The organism is Zobellella taiwanensis (assembly GCF_003012795.1).
Classification (GTDB): domain Bacteria; phylum Pseudomonadota; class Gammaproteobacteria; order Enterobacterales; family Aeromonadaceae; genus Oceanimonas; species Oceanimonas taiwanensis.
Map to the genome: position 1 here is coordinate 21,475 of NZ_PXYH01000014.1, position 23,315 is coordinate 44,789.

General features: G+C 62.3%; 25 protein-coding genes. 15 read left to right on the forward strand and 10 right to left on the reverse strand.

Features of this window, described 5'->3' with window-relative positions:
* Positions 1-35: 35 nt before the first annotated feature.
* Positions 36-2,108, forward strand: a complete 2,073-nt coding sequence (locus C7I36_RS10895; RefSeq protein WP_106453742.1) for a S9 family peptidase — start codon at positions 36-38, stop codon at positions 2,106-2,108.
* 30 nt (positions 2,109-2,138) lie between these two features.
* On the opposite strand, the gene C7I36_RS10900 is transcribed toward C7I36_RS10895, so the two are convergent.
* From C7I36_RS10900 to C7I36_RS10910, 3 genes are all read right to left on the reverse strand, one after another.
* Positions 2,139-2,468, reverse strand: coding sequence for a DUF1820 family protein (locus tag C7I36_RS10900; protein WP_106453743.1), 330 nt, complete (start codon positions 2,466-2,468; stop codon positions 2,139-2,141).
* 38 nt (positions 2,469-2,506) lie between these two features.
* Positions 2,507-3,856: a sodium-dependent transporter gene (locus C7I36_RS10905; protein WP_106453744.1), complete on the reverse strand. Its 1,350-nt coding sequence runs from the start codon at positions 3,854-3,856 to the stop codon at positions 2,507-2,509.
* Positions 3,857-4,025: 169 nt separating this feature from the next.
* Entirely contained in the window at positions 4,026-5,144 is a 1,119-nt protein-coding gene (locus tag C7I36_RS10910; protein WP_106453818.1) for a fatty acid desaturase, read from the reverse strand.
* Between the two features lie 143 nt (positions 5,145-5,287).
* Here C7I36_RS10910 and fabR point away from each other — a divergent pair, with 143 nt between their 5' ends.
* Positions 5,288-5,899 (forward strand): HTH-type transcriptional repressor FabR, encoded by a 612-nt coding sequence (gene fabR / locus C7I36_RS10915; RefSeq protein ID WP_106453745.1) that lies wholly within the window; start codon positions 5,288-5,290, stop codon positions 5,897-5,899.
* 23 nt (positions 5,900-5,922) lie between these two features.
* Positions 5,923-6,288, forward strand: a complete 366-nt coding sequence (locus C7I36_RS10920) for a YijD family membrane protein (RefSeq protein ID WP_106453746.1) — start codon at positions 5,923-5,925, stop codon at positions 6,286-6,288.
* Positions 6,289-6,322: 34 nt separating this feature from the next.
* Here the strand turns inward: C7I36_RS10920 and sseA are convergent, their stop codons facing one another.
* Entirely contained in the window at positions 6,323-7,183 is an 861-nt protein-coding gene (gene sseA, locus C7I36_RS10925) for a 3-mercaptopyruvate sulfurtransferase (RefSeq protein ID WP_106453747.1), read from the reverse strand.
* 573 nt (positions 7,184-7,756) lie between these two features.
* Between sseA and C7I36_RS10930 the strand changes: the two genes are divergently transcribed.
* Positions 7,757-8,077 carry a putative signal transducing protein gene (locus C7I36_RS10930; protein ID WP_106453748.1) on the forward strand — a complete coding sequence of 107 codons (321 nt, stop codon included), beginning with the start codon at positions 7,757-7,759 and terminating at the stop codon, positions 8,075-8,077.
* Between the two features lie 47 nt (positions 8,078-8,124).
* Here the strand turns inward: C7I36_RS10930 and C7I36_RS10935 are convergent, their stop codons facing one another.
* Positions 8,125-8,409: a DUF1145 domain-containing protein gene (locus tag C7I36_RS10935; protein ID WP_106453749.1), complete on the reverse strand. Its 285-nt coding sequence runs from the start codon at positions 8,407-8,409 to the stop codon at positions 8,125-8,127.
* On the reverse strand, positions 8,406-9,005 hold the full coding sequence (rsmD, locus tag C7I36_RS10940; protein ID WP_106453750.1) for a 16S rRNA (guanine(966)-N(2))-methyltransferase RsmD: 600 nt from the start codon (positions 9,003-9,005) through the stop codon (positions 8,406-8,408). The genes C7I36_RS10935 and rsmD overlap by 4 nt, the downstream gene beginning before the upstream one ends.
* Before the next feature lie 132 nt (positions 9,006-9,137).
* Between rsmD and ftsY the strand changes: the two genes are divergently transcribed.
* From ftsY to glpX, 6 genes are all read left to right on the forward strand, one after another.
* Positions 9,138-10,895 carry a signal recognition particle-docking protein FtsY gene (gene ftsY / locus C7I36_RS10945; protein WP_106453751.1) on the forward strand — a complete coding sequence of 586 codons (1,758 nt, stop codon included), beginning with the start codon at positions 9,138-9,140 and terminating at the stop codon, positions 10,893-10,895.
* Positions 10,896-11,561: a cell division ATP-binding protein FtsE gene (gene ftsE, locus C7I36_RS10950; RefSeq protein ID WP_106453752.1), complete on the forward strand. Its 666-nt coding sequence runs from the start codon at positions 10,896-10,898 to the stop codon at positions 11,559-11,561.
* Positions 11,558-12,511, forward strand: coding sequence for a permease-like cell division protein FtsX (gene ftsX / locus C7I36_RS10955; protein ID WP_106453753.1), 954 nt, complete (start codon positions 11,558-11,560; stop codon positions 12,509-12,511). The genes ftsE and ftsX overlap by 4 nt, the downstream gene beginning before the upstream one ends.
* 175 nt (positions 12,512-12,686) lie before the next feature.
* On the forward strand, positions 12,687-13,544 hold the full coding sequence (rpoH, locus tag C7I36_RS10960) for an RNA polymerase sigma factor RpoH (RefSeq protein ID WP_106453819.1): 858 nt from the start codon (positions 12,687-12,689) through the stop codon (positions 13,542-13,544).
* A gap of 82 nt (positions 13,545-13,626) precedes the next feature.
* Positions 13,627-14,277 carry a carbonate dehydratase gene (can, locus tag C7I36_RS10965; RefSeq protein WP_106453754.1) on the forward strand — a complete coding sequence of 217 codons (651 nt, stop codon included), beginning with the start codon at positions 13,627-13,629 and terminating at the stop codon, positions 14,275-14,277.
* Between the two features lie 32 nt (positions 14,278-14,309).
* Positions 14,310-15,317, forward strand: a complete 1,008-nt coding sequence (glpX, locus tag C7I36_RS10970) for a class II fructose-bisphosphatase (RefSeq protein ID WP_106453755.1) — start codon at positions 14,310-14,312, stop codon at positions 15,315-15,317.
* Between the two features lie 107 nt (positions 15,318-15,424).
* Here the strand turns inward: glpX and C7I36_RS10975 are convergent, their stop codons facing one another.
* Together C7I36_RS10975 and C7I36_RS10980 are read right to left on the reverse strand one after the other, a co-directional pair.
* Positions 15,425-16,801, reverse strand: coding sequence for a class II fumarate hydratase (locus tag C7I36_RS10975; RefSeq protein WP_106453756.1), 1,377 nt, complete (start codon positions 16,799-16,801; stop codon positions 15,425-15,427).
* 71 nt (positions 16,802-16,872) lie between these two features.
* Positions 16,873-17,250, reverse strand: a complete 378-nt coding sequence (locus tag C7I36_RS10980) for an acetyl-CoA sensor PanZ family protein (RefSeq protein ID WP_106453757.1) — start codon at positions 17,248-17,250, stop codon at positions 16,873-16,875.
* A gap of 146 nt (positions 17,251-17,396) precedes the next feature.
* On the opposite strand from C7I36_RS10980, the gene C7I36_RS10985 reads away from it, so the two are divergent.
* Positions 17,397-17,927, forward strand: a complete 531-nt coding sequence (locus C7I36_RS10985; protein ID WP_245880098.1) for a gamma-glutamylcyclotransferase — start codon at positions 17,397-17,399, stop codon at positions 17,925-17,927.
* Positions 17,928-17,977: 50 nt separating this feature from the next.
* A complete protein-coding gene (locus C7I36_RS10990; RefSeq protein ID WP_106453759.1) occupies positions 17,978-18,229 on the forward strand; it encodes a hypothetical protein in 252 nt (83 codons plus the stop codon).
* Here C7I36_RS10990 and envC read toward each other — a convergent pair.
* Together envC and gpmM are read right to left on the reverse strand one after the other, a co-directional pair.
* Positions 18,215-19,447: a murein hydrolase activator EnvC gene (gene envC, locus C7I36_RS10995; protein ID WP_245880099.1), complete on the reverse strand. Its 1,233-nt coding sequence runs from the start codon at positions 19,445-19,447 to the stop codon at positions 18,215-18,217. The two genes, C7I36_RS10990 and envC, sit on opposite strands and share 15 nt — an antisense overlap.
* Before the next feature lie 37 nt (positions 19,448-19,484).
* Positions 19,485-21,017, reverse strand: a complete 1,533-nt coding sequence (gene gpmM, locus C7I36_RS11000) for a 2,3-bisphosphoglycerate-independent phosphoglycerate mutase (protein ID WP_106453761.1) — start codon at positions 21,015-21,017, stop codon at positions 19,485-19,487.
* Positions 21,018-21,237: 220 nt separating this feature from the next.
* Here gpmM and C7I36_RS11005 point away from each other — a divergent pair, with 220 nt between their 5' ends.
* From C7I36_RS11005 to gpsA, 3 genes are read left to right on the forward strand one after another with little or no spacing between them, the layout of a single operon-like run.
* Positions 21,238-21,666, forward strand: coding sequence for a rhodanese-like domain-containing protein (locus C7I36_RS11005; RefSeq protein ID WP_106453762.1), 429 nt, complete (start codon positions 21,238-21,240; stop codon positions 21,664-21,666).
* Between the two features lie 33 nt (positions 21,667-21,699).
* Positions 21,700-22,179 carry a protein-export chaperone SecB gene (secB, locus tag C7I36_RS11010; RefSeq protein ID WP_106453763.1) on the forward strand — a complete coding sequence of 160 codons (480 nt, stop codon included), beginning with the start codon at positions 21,700-21,702 and terminating at the stop codon, positions 22,177-22,179.
* Positions 22,179-23,183, forward strand: coding sequence for an NAD(P)H-dependent glycerol-3-phosphate dehydrogenase (gene gpsA / locus C7I36_RS11015; protein WP_106453764.1), 1,005 nt, complete (start codon positions 22,179-22,181; stop codon positions 23,181-23,183). Before secB ends, gpsA begins: the two co-directional genes overlap by 1 nt.
* Positions 23,184-23,315 lie beyond the last annotated feature (132 nt).

Below are 23,315 nucleotides of genomic sequence, written 5' to 3' on the forward strand. Positions count from 1 at the left end.
ATGGGGTCCGGTTTTTCCAGGCAACAGGTATCGATGTGCAGACAACTCCTCCGGCCGCGCGGCGGCTTCCCCACCTTCACCAGGCCCATGGCGACCACAGGGCCGATCCCTACCACTGGCTGCGTGATGACGAACGGCGGGATCCCGAGGTGCTGGCGCACCTGCGGCGGGAAAACCGTTATTGCGAGCAGGTACTGGCCCCCCTCGGCGGCCTGCGAGAGCAGCTGTACCGGGAAATGACCGCCCGCCTGCGCCAGGATGACTGCTCGGTGCCCTACCTCAAGCGGGGATACTGGTACCGTACCCGTTACCGGGAAGGAGAGGAATATGGCCTGGTCGAGCGCTACCCGGACGGCGAGCCGCACCGGGTTGAACTGCTGCTTGACGGCAACGAGCGTGCCCGGGGGCAGGCTTATTATGAGCAGGGCCAACTGGCGGTCAGCCCGGATCAGCAGACCCTGGCCTTCGCCGAGGATTTTGTGTCCCGCCGCCAGTACCAGATCCGCTTCAAGTCGCTGGCCAGTGGCGAGCTTTACGAGGACCTGCTGGAAAACACCTCAGGCAACCTGGTGTGGGCCAAGGACGGCAAGACCCTGTTCTATGTGAAACAGGACGACAATACCCTGTTGCCCTACCAGGTTTATCGCCACCGGCTGGGCACTCCCCAGGAGCAGGATGTGCTGATGTACGAGGAGCGGGATCCGGCCTTTTACACCAGCATTTATCGCAGCCGCAGCGAGGATTACCTCTTTATCGCCGCCTGGAGCACGGTGTCGAGCGAGGTGCGCTGGCTGCCGCTGGACGAGCCGACGGCATCCCCCGTGCTGTTCCTGGAGCGCGAACGTCACCATGAATACGAACTGGATCACGATCAGGGCGGCTTTTATGTGCGCTCCAACAAGGATGGTGCCAATTTCGGTTTGTATCAGGCCAGGGACGGTGATCGGCGTCATTGGCGGACCCTGATCCCGGCCCGGGAGCAGGTGCTGCTGGAGGAGGTGCTGTTGTTCCGGGACTGGATGGTGCTGGAGGAGCGACACCAGGGGCTGGTGCGGCTGCGCCTCATCCATCGTCGTGACGGGCGGGAGCACGAGATCCGCTTTGATGATCCGGCCTATGTGTGCTGGCTGGACATCAATCCGGAGGCGGCATCGTGCCGGCTGCGCTATGGCTATTGCTCAATGACCCGGCCGGTGACCCTCTATGAGCTGGACATGGAGACCCTGGCGCGGCGTGAGCTCAAGCGCCAGTATGCCGGTGAGGACTTCAATCCCGAGGCCTATCGCAGCGAGCGTCTCTGGATCCAGGCCCGGGACGGTGCCCGGGTACCGGTGTCGCTGGTGTACCGGGCCGACAAGTTCAAGCGCGACGGCAGCAATCCGCTGCTGGTATACGGTTATGGCGCCTACGGGGCCAGCCTGGATCCGGATTTCAGCAGTGCCCGCCTGAGTCTGCTCGATCGGGGGTTTGTGTATGCCATCGCCCATGTGCGTGGCGGCGAGGAACTGGGGCGTCACTGGTACGAGCAGGGCCGTTTGCTCAGCAAGCAGAATACCTTCAACGACTTTATCGATGTGACCCGTGAACTGGTATGTCAGGGCTATGGCCACAGCGGCAGGATTTTCGCCGCCGGTGGCAGCGCCGGCGGCCTGCTGGTGGGCGCCGTGGTCAATATGGCGCCTGAACTGTTCCGGGGCGTGGTGGCGGCGGTTCCCTTTGTGGATGTGCTGAGTACCATGCTGGACGAGTCCCTGCCGCTGACCACAGGGGAATACGATGAATGGGGCAATCCGCAACAGCCTGAGTTTTACTATTACATCAAGTCTTACAGCCCCTATGATCAGGTGGCGGCCCGAGCCTACCCCCATATGCTGGTGACCACGGGGCTGCACGATTCCCAGGTGCAGTACTGGGAGCCGGCGAAGTGGGTGGCCAGACTGAGGGAACTGAAAACCGACGGCAATCTGTTGCTGCTGCACTGCGACCTGGACACCGGCCATGGCGGAAAATCGGGGCGCTTCGAGTCCTATCATGAGCTGGCCAGGGAATACGCCTTCCTGCTGGCGCTGGCGGACGAGGAACTGGCCGCCCGGCTGATGGCCGGCTAGGGAAACCAGGGCCACAGGGCCCTGGCGGCATCAGCTGCCCGGCTTGGGGGTGTAAATGGGGGTGGGGAAAGGCGTGACCTTGTCGCCCAGCTCGGTCAGCCGGGCGGCGCCGCGTTTTTCCACCGCGTCGATGCGCAGGATCTGGTGCAGCGGCACATAGGTGCGGTTGACGTCGGCAAACTCGCTTTTCAGCTTGTCCTCCGCCGGGTCTACCAGCAGGGAAGTGCGGGTGTCCCACACAAAGTCGGCCAGCTCCACAAAGCCGAACAGACCGCCCTGGGTCACTTCCCGTACATAGATTTCATAATGCTTGCCCGCGTTGATGAACTGCACGCGGTATAACAGCTCGGCTGTTTTCATGGTTTTGAGACTCACTCCGTCTGGCTTCAAGGGCGGCGTCAGCCACCCACCGACTGGATAATCACCACCAGCACCAGCACCGGGCACACCAGCCGCACGTACCAGGGCCAGATTTTCCAGAACAGGCCCTGCTCCAGCCCGGGGCAGCCGGCCTTCAGCTCCGCCAGCACCCGGTTGCGTTGCCATACCCAGCCCGCATACAGGGTGATGCACAGACTGACCAGCGGCTGGGCGTACTGGGTGGTGAGGGTAATCACCAGTCCGAACAGGCTGCCAAAATTAAACACTATCACCACGCTTATCAAGGTGCACAGGGCGGTCATCAGCCAGGTGGCCTTGAGTCGCGACAGGCCGGTGGACTCCATGGCCAGGGATACCGGTGCTTCCAGCATGGAGATAGAGGAAGTCAGCGCCGCCACTATCATCAATACGAAAAAGGCCAGGGCCACCGGATACTGGGCCGCCCCCATGGTGTTGAACAGCGCCGGCAGGACCGAGAACACCAGGGTGTCGGAACTGAGCAGGCTGCCATCGGCGGCAAAGATCTCCACGCCGTTGTGCTGGGCTACGTACATGGCGGGCAGGATCAGCAGGCCGGCGAGGAAGGCCACGCTGGTATCGAGCAGGGTGACCTGGGCAGCCAGGGCGGGAATGCTGGCCTGGCGGCTCAGATAGGAGCCGTACAGCATCATCACCGCCGCGCCCAGGGAAAGGGAGAAAAAGCTTTGGCCCAGGGCGCCAATCAACACCTCGCCATGGAGTACCCGGGAGAAATCCGGAACCAGATAGGCCCTGAGTCCGGCTCCGGCACCCGGCTGCAGCAGCATGTAGCCGGTCAGCAGTACCAGCATTGCCAGCAGCAACGGCATCAGTCGGCGGGACCACTTTTCGATACCCTGCTCCAGGCCCCGGCTGACGACATAGAGGCTGAGCAAGGCGAACAGCAGGGTAAACACCAGGTTGCGGGAGGTGGAAAAGCCGGTCAGCCAGTCGGCGGCGGGGGCGGTGCCGGCTATCCGGGCCAGGGGCTCCAGGGCGTAGGCGACAAACCAGCCCGATACAATGGCATAGAAGGTGAAAATGAGGCTGACGGTCACCACCGCCGCCAGCCCCACCAGGCCGCCGATGATGCGGGCCGCCTGGTTGCCGCTCAGTTGTTGCAGTGCGCGAAAGGGGCCGGCCTGGCCATGGCGGCCTATCGTGATTTCGGCCACCAGCATGGGGTAGCCGAGCAGGAAAATCATCAGCAGGTAGACCAGCAAAAAGGCACCGCCGCCGTTGCTCGCCGCCTGGGTGGGGAAGCCCCAGATATTGCCCACGCCAATGGCCGAGCCGGCGGCGGCCATTACAAACCCGAGCTTGCTGCTGAACTGCGCCCTTGCTTCCACGTCTGGCTCCTGCTGTAACGTTGGCAATACAGTTATTGCCGATAAAAAATGGCGAAGACTATGGTTTTTTCCGGAGTTTTTGTCAAAGGAATTTGGACCTGCCGGGGGATAAGGCCGAAATGGACGATTTTGGCAGCAAAAAATAGGGCGGGAAATCCCCGCCCCTTGGCTAGGCGAACTGGCTGGTCAGCTTCAGCCAGTTGCGCTTTTGGATGGTAAAGGCGGCTTTCAGCTCGTCGCAGCTCAGCTTGAGCCGCAGTTCCTCGTACTTGCAGCGCGCCGCTTTTTGCTTGAGCTCGAGCAGGGACTTGCGCACCTGGTAGTAATCCTTGAGCTGGGCCAGCAGGCGTTCGTATTCGCTGTGCAGCAGCGCCAGCCACTGCTCGGTGTCGGCGGTCTGCTGCCGGTGCAGTATTTTCTGGCGTGCCACTTCCAGCCGGCGCTCCAGCCTGGCCTGTTCGATCCTTTCCTGAGGGCAGGTGCGCAGCTTTTTTGCCAGGCCCAGCCAGCCAAGGAAGCGGATCAGCCACTTGGTGGGATCGTAGTGCCACCAGCGGATACCGTTGCGGTAGTCGTACTCAAACAGGTGATGGAAGTTGTGGTACCCCTCGCCGAAGGTCAGTACCGCCAGGATGTCGTTGTCCCGCGCCGTGTTCTTGCTGGTATAGGGCTGGCGTCCCCAGTAGTGGGCCAGGGAGTTGATGAAAAAGGTAACATGGTGGCCGAGGAAGAGGCGCAGTACGCCCGCCATCAGCAGCATGCCCCAGAGATCCCCGTGCCACAGGCCGAGCAGTACCGGCAAGCCGATGTTCATGGCCAGGGTCAGTGCCAGGTAATGGCGGTGCTGGAACTGCAATATGGCGCTGCGCTTGAGGTCGGGAATGTTGCTGTCGTCTTCCGGGTGGTAGTCGCGCAGCATCCAGCCCATGTGGGAAAACCACAGGCCGCGTTTGGCGGAGTAGGGATCCTTGTCCAGGTCGTCCACATGGCGATGGTGGCGGCGGTGGTCGGCGCACCAGCGGAAAGCGGAATTCTGCAGCGACAGGGCGCCGCCCAGGGCGAACAGCCACTGGATGGCCGGGTGGGCTTCGTAGGCTTTGTGCGCCCACAGGCGGTGATAGCCGGCGGTGATCGACAGGCAGCTATAGCTGAACAACAGCAGCATGGCCAGCCATTGCCAGCCGTCGTAGCCCTGGGTCAGGCCGTACCAGGGAACCAGTATCGCCGCCGCCAGCCCGGTGCTGGCAAAGAGGATGGCATTGGTCCATAACAGGGGAGGTTTACGCATCTTGATATCCATTGAGCGAACAACTGTACACCATTTTCATGGTTCACCGTTTAAGGGTCAATCATAAATTGACCAATCGGGGCTGACCGGGTTCACACAAAAAGGTATGATCCGGCCATTAACGAGTTGGACCCTGGTGTGCCGTGGGCATTCGCGCAGAACAAAAAGAAAAGACCCGGCGCTCGCTGATTGAGGCAGCCTTTCGCCAGTTGAGCGCGGAGCGCAGTTTTTCCAGCCTCAGCCTGCGCGAGGTGGCCCGGGAGGCGGGACTGGCCCCGACTTCCTTCTATCGTCACTTCAAGGACATGGAAGAACTGGGGCTTACCCTGGTCGACGAAGGCGGCCTGACCCTGCGCCAACTGATGCGCCAGGCGCGCCAGCGCATCGCCGACGGTGGCAGTGTGATCCAGATTTCGGTAAAGACCTTCATGGAGTTTATCGACAGCAGCCCGGATGTGTTTCGCCTGCTACTGCGGGAACGGTCCGGCACTTCGGCGGCGTTTCGCCAGGCGGTAGCCCGTGAAATCCAGCATTTTACCGCCGAACTGACCGACTATCTGGAAGAAAAACAGCACACCAGCCGCAGCTATGCCGAAGCGCAGGCCCAGGCGATGGTCACCATAGTGTTCAGTGCCGGTGCCGAAGCGCTGGACATGAACGACGAAGAGCGCGAGGTACTGGCCGAGCGCATGATTTTGCAGCTGCGCATCATTGCCAAGGGCGCGGATGCATATAACAAGGCAAAACGGCTCTAGGCCCTACATTAGGAAGGATGACTATGTCTGGAAATAAGCAAATTCGCCGTAAACCTATCTTGTTGGCGCTGCTGGTGGGACTCTGTGGCAACGCCACTCTGGCCACCCTCAGCGTAAGTGAGTTGGCGTTCTCTGTGTTCCCCATTATCGCCCTGGTGCTTGCCGCCCATATGCTCTATCAGGAGTATCTGAGCGTCCCCATGGAAGGCGATACCCCCCTGTGCACCCTGCTCAGCTTCCTGATCGGCGTGTTCGGCTATTCCGCTTTTCTGCGCACCCAGTTCCCGGAAATGGGGACCAACTACCTGTCGGTGATGATCTCCCTGGTGCTGGTGATCTGGCTGGCGCTGAAGATGGGCGTGGCGGCCCGGCCCGCCGCGGACAAGTAAACCACTCCATACCCGCCGCCCGGCGGGTATTTTTTCAGTGGCCGAGAGTGATCGGCCGGTCTGAGGTACTCCCCCATTCCGCCCAGGAGCCGTCATAAACGGCGACCTTTTCATGACCTGCCAGGGTGGCTGCCAAAGCCAGTATGGCGGCGGTCACGCCCGAGCCACAACTGCAGATCAAGGAGTGCTCCGGGGACAACAAGGGGGCCAGTTGCCGGCGCAGCTGTTGCGGTGGCGGCAGGCGGCCATCTGCGGTAAGCAGCTCGCCAAAGGGCAGGCAAAGGGCGCCGGGCATATGTCCGGGGCGGACGCCCGCCCTGGGATCCGCCGCCTCGCCGCTGAACCTTTCCCGGCTGCGGGCGTCCAGCACCCGACAGTCCGCTCGCGACAGGGCCCGGGCGACGTCGTCCGCATCGGCAATCCAGTGTCGCTGGCGATGGGCCTGGAAGCGGGTGGGCGAGGGGAGTTCGGGCTCCCCTTGCTCAAGGGGCAGGCCCAACCGTTGCCAACCCGGCAGGCCGCCGTTGAGTACGGCCACCTGCTGATGCCCCATGGCCCTGAACATCCACCACGCCCGGGGTGCGGAAAATATGCCCAGGCTGTCGTAGATGACCAGCCGGCTGTGATTGCCAATGCCCAGGCGGGCAACGGCCTCGGCGAAGTGGGCTTCATCGGGCAGCATGTGGGGCAGGGACGATGCCTTGTCCCTGATGTCCTGATCAAAGTCGAAGAAACGGGCTCCGGGAAGGCGTTGCCGGCGCCATTCCTGCTTGCCGCTGCGTCCGCTGGCCGGCATGTGCCAGCTGGCATCCAGTATGATCAACTCCGGGTGCCCCAAGTGCCGCGCCAGCCAGTCGGGCTCGACCAGGGGTGTGGGAATGTGTAAAGAATGCATAAAAACCTCCCTTGTCATATCCGGTTATCCTAAGTGGCTCACCGCAGGGGAGCCAGCGTTTTTGGCGCAGGAGAATAATCGGGTAATCCGCCCCTATGTGTGTGCGAGATCTCTTACTTTTGCTGTGGGAGAAAACGTTTTCATGCATCATGAAAAGACCAGGATGTTATTTTTTGTGTTTATATTTCAATTGCTTAGTGATATTCCGTGGGTTTTTTCGTTTTCGGGTGCAATTTTTTTGGTCTGGCACAGCTTGAGGGAAAAAGAAACTTCTCTATAGTTAGTAGGGCAAGGAGCAAGGAAGTCTGTCAGGAAGACGGGCTGCCAGGAAAGGCGAAAGGAACACCGCAGGATGCGGTAAAGGACACCTCCCAGGACGGAGACAGTCGAGCAGCTCAGGATGAACTGCGGTCAGGAAGACCAGGACGCACCGACGGATCGGGAAGAGGAACACCTTAAGGATAAGGTAATGTCAGGGATTGCAGGGAGCAACTTGGTTTAAGGATTAACCATACGACAACCCAAAAGGGGGTGACATGACGTCACCCCCTTTTTCTATGGTCGGGCGGGGCAATGAGTGACTGGATAGCGGTATTCGAAGCAGCCAACAGCCTGGAAGCGCACACCCTCAAGGGTGCGCTGGAAAGCCGTGGCATGGCGGTACTATTGAAAGGAGAAGCCCTGTCGGGGGCGCTGGGCGAACTGCCGATGGACGCAGCCTGTGTGACCCTGCTGGTAAAAATGCCGCACTGGCAACGGGCGCGGGAGTTTGTGCGGGCCTATCAGCAGCAGGACGGGTGCCCATGGCGCTGCGACCGGTGTGGAGAGGAAAACGGCGCCCGCTTTGAAGTCTGCTGGCATTGCGGCAGCGTGCCAGAGGATACGCAAGGCTGACCGCCGCGCACGCCGTGATTCCCCGGGTCTGCGGCGGTGTGCAAGGGTCAGCGTTTTTGCTGCTCGGTCAGTGCTTTTAGGCGTGTACGGTGGTGGTGCATGGCGAAAGAGCCAAACACCAGCACTTCCAGGTAGTCCCTGGCGGAGGGGTGCAGCAGGCTGGCGACCTGGCGCAGCATCAGCATCTGCAGCAAATGCATAACCAGTACCACGCCGCCCAGTATCATCGGCATGGAGCCGGCTTCCTCTATACCGGGGCCGAGCAGGGCATAGGCGATACCGACCCAGAACACCAGCATCACCAGCCGCATCAACAGATTCAACACCTTCATTCTTGCACTTGCTCCCTTTGGTAGAGTTGGTAACAGACCTGGCCGGCCTGCTTGTCTTTCAGCAGCCGCCAGTTGGCGGGCAGGGACAGGGCCTGGGAGCCCTGTTCCCGTTCGATATAGAGTTTGGCGTCGTCGGCCAGCCAGCCGCCCTGTTCAAGCAGGCGGCAGGTCTCGGCCAACAGCTCCCGGTGAAAGGGGGGATCCAGGAACACCAGATCGAAGGGGGTCGCGGCCGCTTGCAGCATGGCGAGGGCATCGGTATTGAGCACTTGCCCCCGGGCTCCGGGCAGGCTGGCCAGGTTGTGCTGCAGTTGCCGGGCCACCCTGGGATCCTTCTCCACCAGCACCACCTCGGCGGCGCCGCGGGACAAAGCCTCGAATCCCAGACTGCCGCTGCCGGCGAAGAGATCGAGACAGCGACAGCCACGGACGTCGAACATCAGCCAGTTGAACAGGGTTTCCTTCACCCTGTCGGTGGTGGGTCTGAGCCCTTCGCTGTCGAGTACCGGCAGCTTGCGACCTCGCCACTGGCCTCCGATCAGGCGGATTTGGCCCCCGGCCGAGGCCGGTTTTCTTGCCGGTTTTGCTTTTGCCATCGCGTTTCGCCGTATTTCAATAAAGTGCTAGTATAAGGCGGTTTTTGCACCCATAAGGGGCGGATATTCTAAATAAGCGGCCGGTTAACGGCCAGCCCTAATCGTCCCGATAAAAAAGTGAGTATTGGCAGGATGGCGAAAAAAGGTTTTTTCTCCTGGCTGGGCTTTGGCAAGAAAGCAGAGCAGCAGGATACCCAGGAACAACAGATTTCAGAACAGCAGGTGATCGCCTCGGAAACCGAAGTCGGCGCCGGGACGGAAGTGGAAGAGGCGCTGAATGAACGTACAATAACCGAAGCCCGCCTGGCGGCCGAGGCCCAGGCGGCGGAGGAAGCGAGGCTGGCGGCCGAAGCGCAGGCGGCGGAAGAGGCGAGGCTGGCGGCCGAGGCCCAGGCGGCGGAAGAGGCGAGGCTGGCGGCCGAAGCACAGGCGGCGGAAGAAGCGAGGCTGGCGGCCGAGGCCCAGGCGGCGGAGGAAGCGAGGCTGGCGGCCGAAGCGCAGGCGGCGGAAGAGGCGAGGCTGGCCGCCGAAGCGCAGGCGGCGGAAGAAGCGAGGCTGGCCGCCGAGGCCCAGGCCGCGGAAGAGGCGAGGCTGGCGGCCGAAGCGCAGGCGGCGGAAGAAGCGAGGCTGGCCGCCGAAGCGCAGGCGGCGGAAGAGGCGAGGCTGGCGGCCGAGGCCCAGGCGGCGGAAGAGGCGAGGCTGGCGGCCGAGGCCCAGGCGGCGGAAGAGGCGAGGCTGGCGGCCGAGGCCCAGGCGGCGGAAGAGGCGAGGCTGGCGGCCGAGGCCCGGGCGGCGGAAGAGGCGAGGCTGGCGGCCGAAGCGCAGGCGGCGGAAGAGGCGAGGCTGGCGGCCGAGGCCCAGGCGGCGGAAGAAGCGAGGCTGGCCGCCGAAGCCCAGGCGGCGGAAGAAGCGAGGCTGGCGGCCGAGGCCCAGGCGGCGGAAGAAGCCGAAGCGGCCAAGGTACCCAAACAGGGCTTTTTTGCCCGCCTCAGGCAGGGCCTGCTCAAGACTCGGCAGAACCTGGGTTCCGGCTTCTTCGGCCTGTTCCGGGGCAAGAAGATCGACGACGAGCTGTTCGAGGAGCTGGAAACCCAGCTGCTCACCGCCGATCTGGGGGTGGAAACCACCATGTCGATCATCGACAACCTGACCCGCCAGGCCAGCCGGCGCCAGTTAAAGGACGGCGAGGCGCTGTATGAACTGCTGAAGGAAGAAATGGGCGAGATCCTGGCCAAGGTGGACAAGCCCCTTGAAATCGACGGTGGGCACCAGCCCTTCGTTATCCTGATGGTGGGCGTCAACGGTGTGGGCAAGACCACCACCATCGGCAAGCTGGCGCGCCAGTTCCAGGCCGAGGGTAAGTCGGTGATGCTGGCCGCGGGCGACACCTTCCGCGCCGCGGCGGTGGAGCAACTGCAGGTGTGGGGCGAACGCAACAAGATACCGGTGATCGCCCAGCATACCGGCGCCGATGCCGCTTCGGTGATCTTCGACGCGGTGCAGGCGGCCAAGGCACGCAAGATAGACGTGCTGATTGCCGATACCGCGGGTCGTCTGCAGAACAAGGCGCACCTGATGGAGGAACTGAAGAAAATCGTGCGGGTGATGCAGAAGGTGGACGGCGCCGCGCCCCACGAAATCATGCTGACCCTGGACGCCGGCACTGGCCAGAATGCCCTCAGCCAGGCCAAGATCTTCAACGAGGCCGTGCCCATTACCGGCATCACCCTGAGCAAGCTGGACGGTACCGCCAAGGGCGGCGTGATTTTCGCGGTGGCCGACAAGTTCGGCATTCCCATCCGCTATATCGGTGTGGGCGAAAAAATCGACGATTTGCGCCCCTTTGACGCGAAAGAATTTATCGATGCTCTCTTCAGCCGGGAAGACTAAATGATCCGCTTCGATCAGGTTAGCAAGGTATACAGCGGGGGCTTTCAGGCCCTGCAAAAGGTCAGCTTTCACCTGCAAAAAGGCGAGATGGCGTACCTGACCGGCCACTCCGGCGCCGGCAAGAGTACCCTGCTCAAGCTGATCAGCGTGATGGAGAGGCCTACCGATGGCCGGGTGTACTTCAACGGCCAGGACGTGAGCCGCATCCGCCGCGGCGACATTCCCTATGTGCGCCGGCGCATCGGCATGATTTTCCAGGATCACCACCTGATCAATGGCCGCACCGTGTTCGACAACGTCGCCCTGCCGCTGGTGATCGAGGGCTATGGCCACCAGGATATCCGCCGGCGGGTGTCGGCGGCCCTGGACAAGGTGGGTCTGCACGGCAAGGACCGCTACTACCCGCCCATGCTCTCGGGGGGGGAGCAGCAGCGGGTGGGCATTGCCCGGGCCATCGTCAACAAGCCCTCGCTGCTGCTGGCGGACGAGCCCACCGGTAATCTGGATCCGGAGCTGTCGATGGAAATACTGCATCTGTTCGAGGCCTTCAACCGGGTGGGGGTGAGCGTACTGATCGCCACCCATGATACCGGCCTGATCAACTCCCTGCGTTACCGTACCCTGACCCTCAATGCGGGTCGCATGCTGGTGGAGGATGAGCAATGAGCCAGCAGGAACACAAACTGGCCTGGCACCGGCGCCTGGCCATGTACTGGGTGGACCACCTGCGCCAGCTGTTTGCCAGCCTGGGCGAGCTGTGGCGAACCCCGCTCAGTTCGCTGATGACCATAGCGGTGCTGGGGGTTAGCCTGGCGTTGCCGGCCAGCTTCTATGTGCTGCTGAAAAATGCCGAATCGGTCAGTCAATTCTGGCAAAGCAAGGCCCAGATCAGTCTTTACCTGCGCCAGGAGGCGGAGCCGGCCCAGGTCACCGATTTGCAGCAGCGGCTGGCGGCCATGGAGGAGATAGACCAGGTCAGCTATATCAGTCCCGAGCAGGGGCTGGCCGATTTCAGTGGTGCCGCCGGTTTTGCCGAGGCATTGCCCTTGCTGGAAGACAACCCCTTGCCGGCGGTGTTCATCCTCAACCTGTCCGAGACCGGCCGGGCGCCCGATGCGGCCGAATTGTTGCTGGCCGACATGAATGCCGAACCGGCTGTGGCTAACGCCCGGCTGGACATGGCCTGGCTGGCCCGGTTGTCGGGCATAGTGGATCTGCTGCGTCAGGCGGTCATCGGCATGGCAGTACTGCTGCTGGCCGGGGTGCTGCTGGTGGTCAGCAATACCCTGCGGCTCAATATCCTCAATTGCCGCTATGAAATCGAGGTGATGAAGCTGGTGGGCGCCACCGACGGCTTTATCCAGCGGCCCTTTCTCTATGTGGGGCTATGGTATGGCATTATCGGCGGCTTGCTGGCCTGGTGGCTGACCCTGGTGATGGTGTTTTGGCTCAGCCACAAGGTCAATGCGCTGGCGGCCCTGTACCAGAGCAATTTTCATCTGCTGGGGCTGGGAATGCGGGAAAGCTTGCTGCTGATCCTGACGGGCACCCTGCTCAGCCTGCTGGCTTCGGGCTTTTCGGTGCGCCGCCATATCCGGGCCATAGAGCCGGGTTGAACTCATGGGCCCGACTGTGGTCTTATTGGGGCAATACTGCGGGGCGCCCCTTGACTTTCGGGCCCGGATCCATAAATTTTGCGCAGCGCGTATGCGCGCAGCCAGACAACCCATGTCATTGCAGGGTGCCGAACGCAGCCGTTTGATACGGAGTCATGTAATGAACAAGAGTTTGATGACGACAGATTTTCAGCGCCACTTCGCCCTGGTTCCCCAGGGCAGCCTGGAGGCCTATATCCAGGCAGTCAATACCATTCCCGTGCTCAGCGCCGAGGAAGAGAAATCCCTGGCCGAACGGCTGCAGAACGACGGCGATCTGAGCGCCGCCCGGCAGTTGATCATGTCGCACCTGCGCTTTGTGGTGCATATCGCCAAGAGCTACGCGGGCTATGGTCTGCCCCAGGCGGACCTGATCCAGGAAGGCAATATCGGCCTGATGAAGGCGGTGAAGCGCTTCGATCCCACAGTCGGTGTTCGGCTGGTGTCCTTTGCTGTGCACTGGATCAAGGCCGAGATCCACGAATACGTGCTGCGTAACTGGCGGGTGGTCAAGGTGGCCACCACCAAGGCCCAGCGCAAACTGTTCTTTAATCTGCGCAAGTCCAAAAAACGCCTGGGCTGGTTCAACCAGCAGGAAGTGAACACCGTCGCCGAAGATCTTGGCGTCTCGCCGGCCGAGGTGCTGGAAATGGAGTCGCGCATGAGCGCCCAGGATCAGGCTTTCGACCTGGCCTCCGATGACGACGACAAGGACACCAGTTTCTCGCCGGTACACTACCTGGAAGACAAGAGTTCCGACGTAGCCCATCAGGTGGAAGAAGCCAATTGGGAGCAGGCCGCCAATCGCCGCCTGCGCGCTGCCCTCGATGCCCTGGACGATCGTAGCCGGCGCATTATCCAGGCCCGCTGGCTGGATGAAGACGACAAGAGCACGCTGCAGAGCCTGGCCGACGAATACGGCGTCTCCGCCGAGCGCATTCGCCAGCTGGAGAAAACCGCCCTGAAAAAACTCAAGGCGGCCATGGACGCCTGAGCCCAGCGTTATAATAAAAAAAGGCCCCGACGGGGCCTTTTTTCCGTAAGCGATTCAACCATCCGAAAGCAGGACAGCCCCCATGAAAATACTGAAGCATCTGTTTGACAACAACCGGGAATGGTCCGAAAAAATCAAGGCGGAAGATCCCACCTTTTTTGAGCAGCTGGCTCTGCAGCAGGCGCCCGAGTACCTGTGGATCGGTTGTTCCGACAGCCGGGTGCCCGCCAACCAGCTCACCGGCCTGCTGCCCGGCGATGTCTTCGTGCATCGCAACGTGGCCAACCTGGTGGTGCATACGGACTTCAACTGCCTGTCGGTGGTACAATACGCCGTTGAAGTCCTCAAGGTGAAGCACATCATCATCTGCGGCCACTATGGCTGCGGTGGGGTGCTGGCGGCCATGCAGAACAAGGAACTGGGTCTTATCGACAACTGGCTGCGCAACATCAAGGACATCTGCCACAAGCACGAGGAAGCGCTGAGTGCCATTGCGGATCAGCAGACCCGGGAAGACTACATGTGCGAACTGAACGTGGTGGAACAGGTGGCCAACCTGTGTCACACCACCATAGTGCAGAATGCCTGGAAACAGGGCCAGGCCCTGTCGGTGCACGGCTGGGTATACGGCATCAAGGACGGCAAGCTGCATGATCTCGACGTCTGTGTAACCGGCGTGGAACAGATTCCCGATGTCTACCGCATCTTCCGCCAGCGCATTCTGGGTAAATAGCGACACAACTTGCATTATTTTAGGAAGACTCCATGAGACGTGAACTGGCCATTGAATTTTCCCGGGTGACCGAAGCGGCGGCCCTGGCCGGCTACAAGTGGTTGGGCCGGGGCGACAAAAACATTGCCGACGGCGCCGCCGTGGCGGCCATGCGTCATGTGCTGAATGAAATCGAAATCAGCGGCGAGGTGGTGATCGGCGAGGGCGAGATCGACGAGGCGCCCATGCTCTACATTGGCGAACGGGTCGGCAAGGGCGGCGATGAGGTGGATATCGCGGTGGACCCCATCGAGGGTACCCGCATGACCGCCATGGGCCAGTCCAACGCCCTGGCGGTGATGGCGGTGGGCGAGAAGGGGGCTTTCCTGCGTGCCCCCGACATGTACATGGAAAAGCTGATTGTCGGTGCCGGTGCCAAGGGCGCCATCGATCTGGACAAGTCTCTCGAGCAGAACATCAAGGCTGTGGCGAAAGCCCTTAACAAGCCCTTGTCCCGCTTTACCGTGATTACCCTGGCCAAGCCACGCCACGACAAGGCGATCAAGACCATGCAGGCCCTGGGGGTGCGGGTGTTTGCCATTCCCGACGGTGACGTGGCCGCTTCCATCCTGGCCTGCATTCCCGAGAGCGAAGTGGACATGCTCTACGGGGTGGGCGGCGCGCCGGAAGGCGTGATTTCCGCCGCCGTGGTGCGCGCCCTGGACGGCGACATGCAGGCCCGGCTGGTGCCGCGCTATGAAGTGAAAGGTCCGGACGAAGAAAGCCTTGAGCTGGGCCGGCAGGAAATCGCCCGTTGCGAGCAGATGGGCATCGAGGTCGGCAAGGTGCTCCGGCTCGAGGACATGGCCCGCACCGACAACGTCATCTTCTCCGCCACCGGCATTACCAAGGGCGATCTGCTGGAAGGCATCAGCAGCGACGGCCACTATGCCCACACCGAGACCCTGGTGATCCGCGGCAAGTCGCGTACCATACGCCGCATTCGCTCGACCCATATTCTGTCACGCAAGGATCAGCGCCTGCAGGACATTATCCTGTAACGGCGAAATCGCCATGGGTAAAGGGATGCGGACGCATCCCTTTTTTGTTCTGGCGTGAAGGCCGGATGCGGTTAGACAAGAGCCGACCACGGATCCCTGGGCGGGCCCTATTCCTGACGGCTGCCCCGGGCCAGTGCGGCCGGGTCGAGCAGCCGGCGCAGCTCGTTTTCCGACAACTCGGTTTCCTCCAGCGCCACCTCCAGTATGGGCCTGTTTTCGGCATAGGCCTTTTTGGCAATATCGGCGGCTCTGGCATAGCCGATTTCCGGGTTCAGCGCCGTCACCAGTATGGGATTCCTGGCCAGGCTCTGTTCAATTCGCTCCCGGTTGACGGTAAAGCCGGCAATGGTATCGGCCAGCAGGGGAACGCCGTTGGCCAGCAAGCGGAGCATGGTGAGCAGGTTGTTGGCCACCAGCGGCAGCATCACATTGAGCTGGAAGTTGCCGGACTGGCCGGCCACCGTGATGGCGGTATCCAGCCCGATCACCTGGGCCGCGACCATGGCTACCGCCTCGGGGATCACCGGGTTGACCTTGCCGGGCATGATGGAGGAGCCGGGTTGCAGCGCCGGCAGCTGGATTTCGGCCAGGCCGGTGAGCGGGCCCGAGTTCATCCAGCGCAGATCGTTGGCGATTTTTATCAGCGCCACCGCCAGGGTCTTGAGCTGGCCGGACAGCTCCACCGCCGTGTCCTGGCTGCTCAGGCTGTAGAAGTAGTCGTCCGCCGGACAGAAGTCGAGGCCGGTGTGGCGGTTGAGGTAGTCGCAGGCCAGTTCGGCCTGGCGCGGATCGGCGTTGATGCCGGTGCCGATGGCGGTACCGCCCAGGGCCAGTTGCTGCAGCCGGCTCTGCAATCCCTCCAGCCGTTCCCGGCCATGGCGCACCTGGGTGGCCCAACCGCCCAGTTCCTGGTCGAAACGCAACGGCATGGCGTCCATCAGATGGGTACGGCCGGTCTTCACCTGATCCTGCAACTGCTCGGCCTTGGTGAGGATGGCCTGCTCCAACTGGTGCAGGGCGGGCAGCAGCTCGCGGCTGAGGGCAAGGGCGGCGCTGACATGGATAGCGGAAGGGATGACGTCATTGGAGCTCTGCCCCATGTTGACGTCGTCATTGGCGCCCACATCCCGCCCCAGGTCGGCGGCAGCCAGCCGGGCCAGTACCTCGTTGACGTTCATATTGGTGCTGGTGCCGGAACCGGTCTGGTAGACGTCGATGGGAAAGGCGGCGGCATGACCACCGGCAATGATTTCCTCGGCGGCCCTGATGATGGCGTCGGCCTTGTCCCGCTCCAGCCGCTTGAGTTCACCGTTGGCATGGGCGCAGGCCGCCTTGATCCGAGCCAGGGAACGGATGAAGGCCGCGGGCATGGGCTGCCCTGAAATAGGGAAGTTGTTGATGGCGCGCTGGGTCTGGGCACCATAGAGGGCATCGGCAGGCACCTGGATGTCGCCCATGGAGTCCCGTTCGGTTCTCATCTTCATTACCCTTTCCTTCTGTTATTGGCCCGGGGCGGCAAAAACAAGGTGCTGTTGTGCCGGGATTTTTTCAGCCTTTATTCATACAGACAACAGCTTAGCACCGCCTCCCGGGGCCGGAAGCCCTGGCTGTGCAAAAAGGCGGCAAGGCTCTCCCGTTCCCCCTCTGGCGCCTGGGCCGGATCGCAGTCGAGTCGTGCCAGGCCGGCCGCCTTGGCCTCCAGCTTTAGCTGGTGCAGTAGCTCCCGGCCTATGCCCCGGCGGCGGGTAATATCGCGTACCGCGATAAAATCGATGTTTTCGTCCCGGCGCCAGGCCAGGGCGACCGCCCTGTCGTTGAAGGTGGTGAGGTAGAGCTTGCCCTGAGTAGGCAGGGAGCGGCCCTGCAGGATCAGCTCGGCGTGGTGGCGGTGTTGTTCGGGCAGTCGGGAGAGGCAGTGTACAGTCAGGCGCATTGTCTTTTCCTTGGCCATAAAATCCTGAGTTTACCATGGCCGGGATCGACAAGGGGCGATGGCCGTTGCATCATGGCCCTGTCATTTCAGGCAACAGGAGGTCGGCGTCCGCCATGAGTGCAGACACCACAGCAATCAACCGTCACATGACCCATTTTGACCGCCATTCCAGCTTCTGGCTGTTCGGTTACGGTTCTCTTATCTGGAAGGCGGATTTTCCCTTTTTGGAACGCCGCCCGGCCTGGATCGAGGGCTGGGCACGGCGGTTCTGGCAGGGCTCCCACGACCATAGGGGCACGGCCGAAGCGCCCGGCCGGGTGGTCACCCTGGTGCGGGAGCCGGGGGCGCGCTGCCACGGCATGGCTTATCGCATCGAACCCGATACCCTGGGCGCCCTGGATCTGCGCGAGAAGAACGGCTACCTGCGGGAAAAGGTCGAACTGCACCTGGATGGCGGCGGCGTGGAGGAAGGGCTTGTTTACCTGGCTACCGCCGACAATGCCGCCTTTCTGGGGGAGGCGCCGCTGGCGGCCATGGCCGGTCAAATCGCCCGGGCGCGGGGTCCGAGCGGCAGCAACCGGGACTACCTGATCAACCTGGCTCTCTCCCTGGCGGCTTTGAATGCCCGGGATGCCCATGTGGACGCCCTGGTGGCCGCGCTGCCCGAGCAGGACTGAAGCGGCGGCGGGAACAGGCTATACTGCCTGCCCCAATGGCGAGGTGTGGTATGGAATGTCGAAGCGGTTGCGGTGCCTGTTGCATCGCCCCCAGTATCAGTGGTCCCCTGCCGGGCAGGCCGCAAGGCAAGCCCGCCGGCGAAGCCTGCCCGCATTTGCTGGCGGACATGCGCTGTGCCCTGTTTGGGCACCCCGAGCGACCGGCGGTATGCGGTCGTTTCAAGCCGGCGGCGGATGTGTGTGGCAATGGCCGGGATGAGGCGTTGTGGCTGATTGGCGAACTGGAGTCAGCGACGAGCTAGCCAGGGCAGGGGGTCTATGGCCTGGCCCTGGTAGCGAATTTCGAAATACAGTCCAGATCGGCTTTGGCCGCCGCTTTCACCACTGAGGGCGATGGTCTGGCCGGCGCTGACCCTGTCTCCGGGGCCGAGCAGCAGGGACTGGTTATGGCCGTAGAGGCTCATATAGCCCTTGCCGTGATCGATGACCATTACCATGCCAAAACCGTTGAGCCAGTCGGCGTATACCACCTGGCCATTGGCGACGGCCCGCACGTCCCGCCCGGCGGGGGCGCCAATCAGCAGTCCCTTCCAGGTGAGCTGGCTGGTGCGGGCCGTGCCGAAGCGGTGTACCAACTGGCCATTGAGCGGCCAGGGCAGGCTGCCCTTGGCCAGGCCACCGAAATTGCCGCTGGGCTTGGCGACGACCGGGGTTCGACCCGAGCCGCCGGCCGGGACCGACGTTGGGGTTTGCTCCCGCTCGGCCCGCTCCTGGGCCAGACGCTCGCGCTCCTGCCGCTCCCGTTCGGCTTTTTCCCGGGCGGCCTGCTCCCGTGCGGCCCTTTCCTGAGCCGCCTTGATTTGCTGTTCCAGCTGGTTGGCGGCCTGCTGCAGACTGGTCAGGCGCTGGTTGCCCTGCTGCAGGTTGGCGTTAAGCTGTTTGGCGGTGTCGTTGCGCTTGGCCTGCTGGGCCTCGAGCTGTTGCTGCTCGGTCTGCTGCCGGGCCAGCAACTGGTTGAGCTGGTTGCGGCTTTGTTCTGCCTGGCGGCGGTTGTCGGCCAGCCGTTCCCGGGTCTGGGACAGTTCCTTGAGGGCGTCGGCCCGCACCTGGTTGAGGTGGGCGTAATAGTGCAGCAGCCTGTCTATGTCGGTACTGTCCTGGCCGTTGAGCAATAGTTTGAGATAATCGTGGCGGCCGTTCTGGTAGGCGGCCCTGAGCTGTTCCGCCAGCAGCTGTTGCTGGCGTTGCGACTGGCGGTTCAGCTCTTCGTGTTCCCGCTCAAGGCGGGCGAGGGTGGTTTCCAGCTCGGTCAGCCGGTTGCGGGTCTGGTTCAGCTCACGGGCCTGGGCGGAAATCGCTTTTTCATCCCGGGCAAGCTGCTGTTGCAGCGCCTTCAGCTGTTTTTGCTGTTGCTGGACATCCTGCCGCTGGCTGGCGATTTGCCCCTGCACCTTCTTGAGCTCGGCACCGTCATCCGCCCATGCGAAAGCACCGGCCATCAGGCCGGTGCTCAGCAACATCGAAACAATCAGTCTGTGCAAGCCCATAGGGCCCTGATTATTTCAGAACCATCAGAGGCTTGCCAGTCATTTGCTCGGGGATTTGCATACCCATCAGGCTCAGCATGGTGGGGGCCAGATCCGACAGCTTGCCGCCTTCCACCGGGGTGGCATCGCGGCCGACGTAGATCAGCGGCACCGGCAGGTTGGTGTGGGCGGTGTGCGCCTGTCCGGTCTCGGGATTGACCATCTGCTCGGCGTTGCCGTGGTCGGCGGTGATCAGGCATTCGCCCCCCACCTTTTCCAGGGCGGCGACCACCCGGCCGATGGAGTGGTCGACCGCTTCGCAGGCCTTGACCGCCGCTTCGAACACCCCGGTGTGGCCGACCATGTCGCCGTTGGGGTAGTTACAGATGATAACGTCGAATTGCCGGCTTTCGATGGCCTCGACCAGCTTGTCGGTGAGCTGTGCGGAGTTCATCTCCGGCTGCAGGTCGTAGGTGGCGACCTTGGGGCTGGGGATAAGCGTGCGCTGCTCGCCCGGGAAGCAGTCCTCGATGCCGCCGTTGAAAAAGAAGGTCACGTGGGCGTACTTCTCGGTTTCGGAAATGCGCAGCTGGGTCTTGTCGTGCTTGGCCAGCCACTCGCCCAGGGTGTTTTCCAGCTGCTCGGGCGGATAGGCACAGCTGGTATGGATGTCGGCGGCGTATTCGGTGAGCATGACGAAGTCGCTTAAGCTCGGTCGAGCACTGCGCTCAAAGCCGGTGAAGTCCTCATCCACAAAGGCGCGGGTGATTTCACGGGCGCGGTCGGCGCGGAAGTTCATGAAGACGACAGCATCGCCGTCCTGCATGGCGACCGGCTCACCCACTACTGTGGCCTTGACGAACTCGTCGTTCTCTTCCCGGGCATAGGCGGCCTGCAGGGCGTCCACCCCGGAGTCGTACTGGAATTCGGCCTTGCCCTGGGTCAGCAGGTCGTAGGCGCTTTGCACTCGATCCCAGCGGTTGTCGCGGTCCATGGCGAAGTAGCGGCCGACGAGGGAGGCCAGGCGGCCCTTGCCCAGTTCGGCGAAGAGGGCCTCGAAGCGCTCGAGGGACGCCTGGGCGGAGCGGGGTGCCACGTCGCGGCCGTCGAGAAAGGCATGTAAGTAAATTTCATCGGCCCCGCGCTCGGCGGCCAGTTTGATCATGGCCGCGATCTGGTCTTCGTGACTGTGCACGCCGCCCGGTGACAGCAGGCCCATGATGTGCACCGCCCGGCTCCTGGCCTTGGCACCGTCCACCGCCTGGGTCAGCGCCGGGTTGGTGAAGAAGTCGCCGTCGGCGATGGCTTTGTCGATGCGGGTCAGATCCTGGTAGACGATACGGCCGGCGCCGATGTTGACGTGGCCCACTTCGGAGTTGCCCATCTGGCCGTCGGGCAGGCCGACGTCGTGGCCGGAGGTGGAGATCAGTACCGAGGGGCGGGTTTGCATCAGATGGTCGAGAACCGGGGTGCGGGCGGTGTGAATGGCGTTGTGCTCTGTCTTTTCGCTGTAACCCCAGCCGTCCATGATGATCAGAACCAGGGGTTTTTTGGTCGAGTTCATAGTGATAATCCTATGTTGTTATTTGAAGGTCGAAGTGAATAAAGCTGAAATTATTGTCATATTACTACAATCGTCGATTTCGTCGCCAGCGACTCAAGGCCGGTATTTCCGATGCCGATCACAGGCGGCGCCTATTGATGCTGGCCGTGGCTGCTGCTATTTAATGAGGCCCCATGTATACTCGGACCTTTCCGTATTGTGAGCCAAAAGAAGTAACATCATGCAAGAGTATCTCGATTTTGCCGCCAGTCATCCCTTGCTGACCATGGTCTGGCTGGGCCTGGCCTCGACGGTGATTTACATGACCATCATGTCCAAGCTGACCAAGGTGCAGATAGTGCCCGCCCAGCAGGCGGTACTGCTGATTAACAAGCAGGATGCGGCGGTGGTTGATATCCGTCCGGCGGAGGAGTTTCGCAAGGGACACGTGGCCGGCGCCATCAACCTGCCCAACAGTCAGCTCAAGGCCAATAATCTGAACCTTATCGAAAAGTTCAAGGACAAACCCCTGGTGCTGGTGTGCGAAACCGGCATGACCACCAGCAGCGCCGGCCGCCTGCTGACCAAGGCCGGCTTCAAGCAGGTGTTCGCCCTGCGCGGCGGCATGGCCGACTGGCGCAGCCAGAACCTGCCGGTGACCAAGCGATAATTTCTACCACCCATTCATTATAAGGATATCTTCATGGCTGAAGCAGCAAACGGTGCCGACACTCAGGCGCAACAACAGGTAGAGTTCCAGATCCAGCGTATCTATCTGAAGGATCTGTCCTTTGAAGCACCGGGCACCCCGCTGGTATTCCAGAAAGAGTGGAAGCCGGAAGTGAAGCTCGATTTGGACACCAAGAGCGCCCGCCTGGGCGACAACGTGTTCGAGGTGGTACTGACCCTGACCGTGACCTGCAAAATGGGTGAGGCGGAAACCGTCTACCTGTGCGAAATCCAGCAGGCCGGTGTGTTCACCATCGGCAACATGGCCGAGCCGCAGCTGGCCCATTGCCTGGGTTCCTTCTGCCCCAACATCCTGTTCCCCTATGCACGGGAAACAGTGTCCAGCCTGGTGAACAAGGGTTCCTTCCCGCAACTGAACCTGGCGCCGGTAAACTTCGACGCCCTGTTCGCCGCCCACGTCCAGCGGGCCGCCCAGCAGCAGGCGAATGCCTGATGAAACAGGACGCCGCCATCTCGGTTCTGGGTGCCGGCTCCTATGGTTCGGCCCTGGCCATTGCGCTGGCGCGTAATGGCCACCGTACCCTGCTCTGGAGCCACAGGCCCGAGCAGGTGGCGACTCTGGCCGCCGAACGCTGCAACAAGGTGTTCCTGCCCGATGCTCCCTTTCCCGCCAGCCTTGAGCCCGAGGCCAGCCTGGAGCGGGCGGTGCGGGCCAGCCGCGACCTGCTGATCGTGGTGCCGAGCCATGTGTTCGCGGACCTGCTCCGGCAGCTCAAGCCCTTCCTGCGGCCCGACAGCCGCATTGCCTGGGCCACCAAGGGCCTGGATCCGGCTACCGGCAACCTGTTGCAACAGGTGGCGAGGGACATACTGGGCGAACAGATCCCGCTGGCGGTGCTGTCCGGCCCCACCTTTGCCCGTGAGCTGGCCATGGGCCTGCCCACCGCCATCTCCCTCGGCTCCACCGATGCCGGTTTTGCCAGGGAACTGGCGGATCTGCTGCACTGCGGCCGTTCCTTCCGGGTCTACCTTAACGATGACATGGTGGGACTGCAGCTGGGCGGCGCGGTCAAGAACGTGATCGCCATCGGTGCCGGCCTGGCAGACGGCCTAGGCTTCGGTGCCAATGCCCGTACCGCGCTGATCACCCGTGGCCTGGTGGAGCTGCAGCGGCTGGGGGTGGCCCTGGGCGCCGAGCAGGATACGTTCATGGGTATGGCGGGGCTGGGAGATCTGGTGCTCACCTGTACCGACAACCAGTCCCGCAACCGCCGCTTCGGCCTGGCCCTGGGCCAGGGCAAGAGCGTGGACACCGCCATGGCCGAGATTGGCCAGGTGGTGGAAGGCTACCGCAACGCCGCCGAGGTACACCAGCTGGCCGCCCGTCACAGGGTGGAAATGCCCATCTGCGAGCAGGTCTACCAGGTGCTGTATGAAGGCAAGAACGCCAAGGAAGCCGCCCTGGCCCTGCTGAGCCGGGATCGCAAGGCGGAGTGACGCCGCTTGGGCCGGAAGCTTGATGCCTGACTCTTGGTCGCAAGTATACGGTGATTGTTGATAAGGCGTAGCACATCGGCCAAAGCGCACTACTCCTCCGGCACGCCGTAAACCCATCCATGGGGGCTCCGC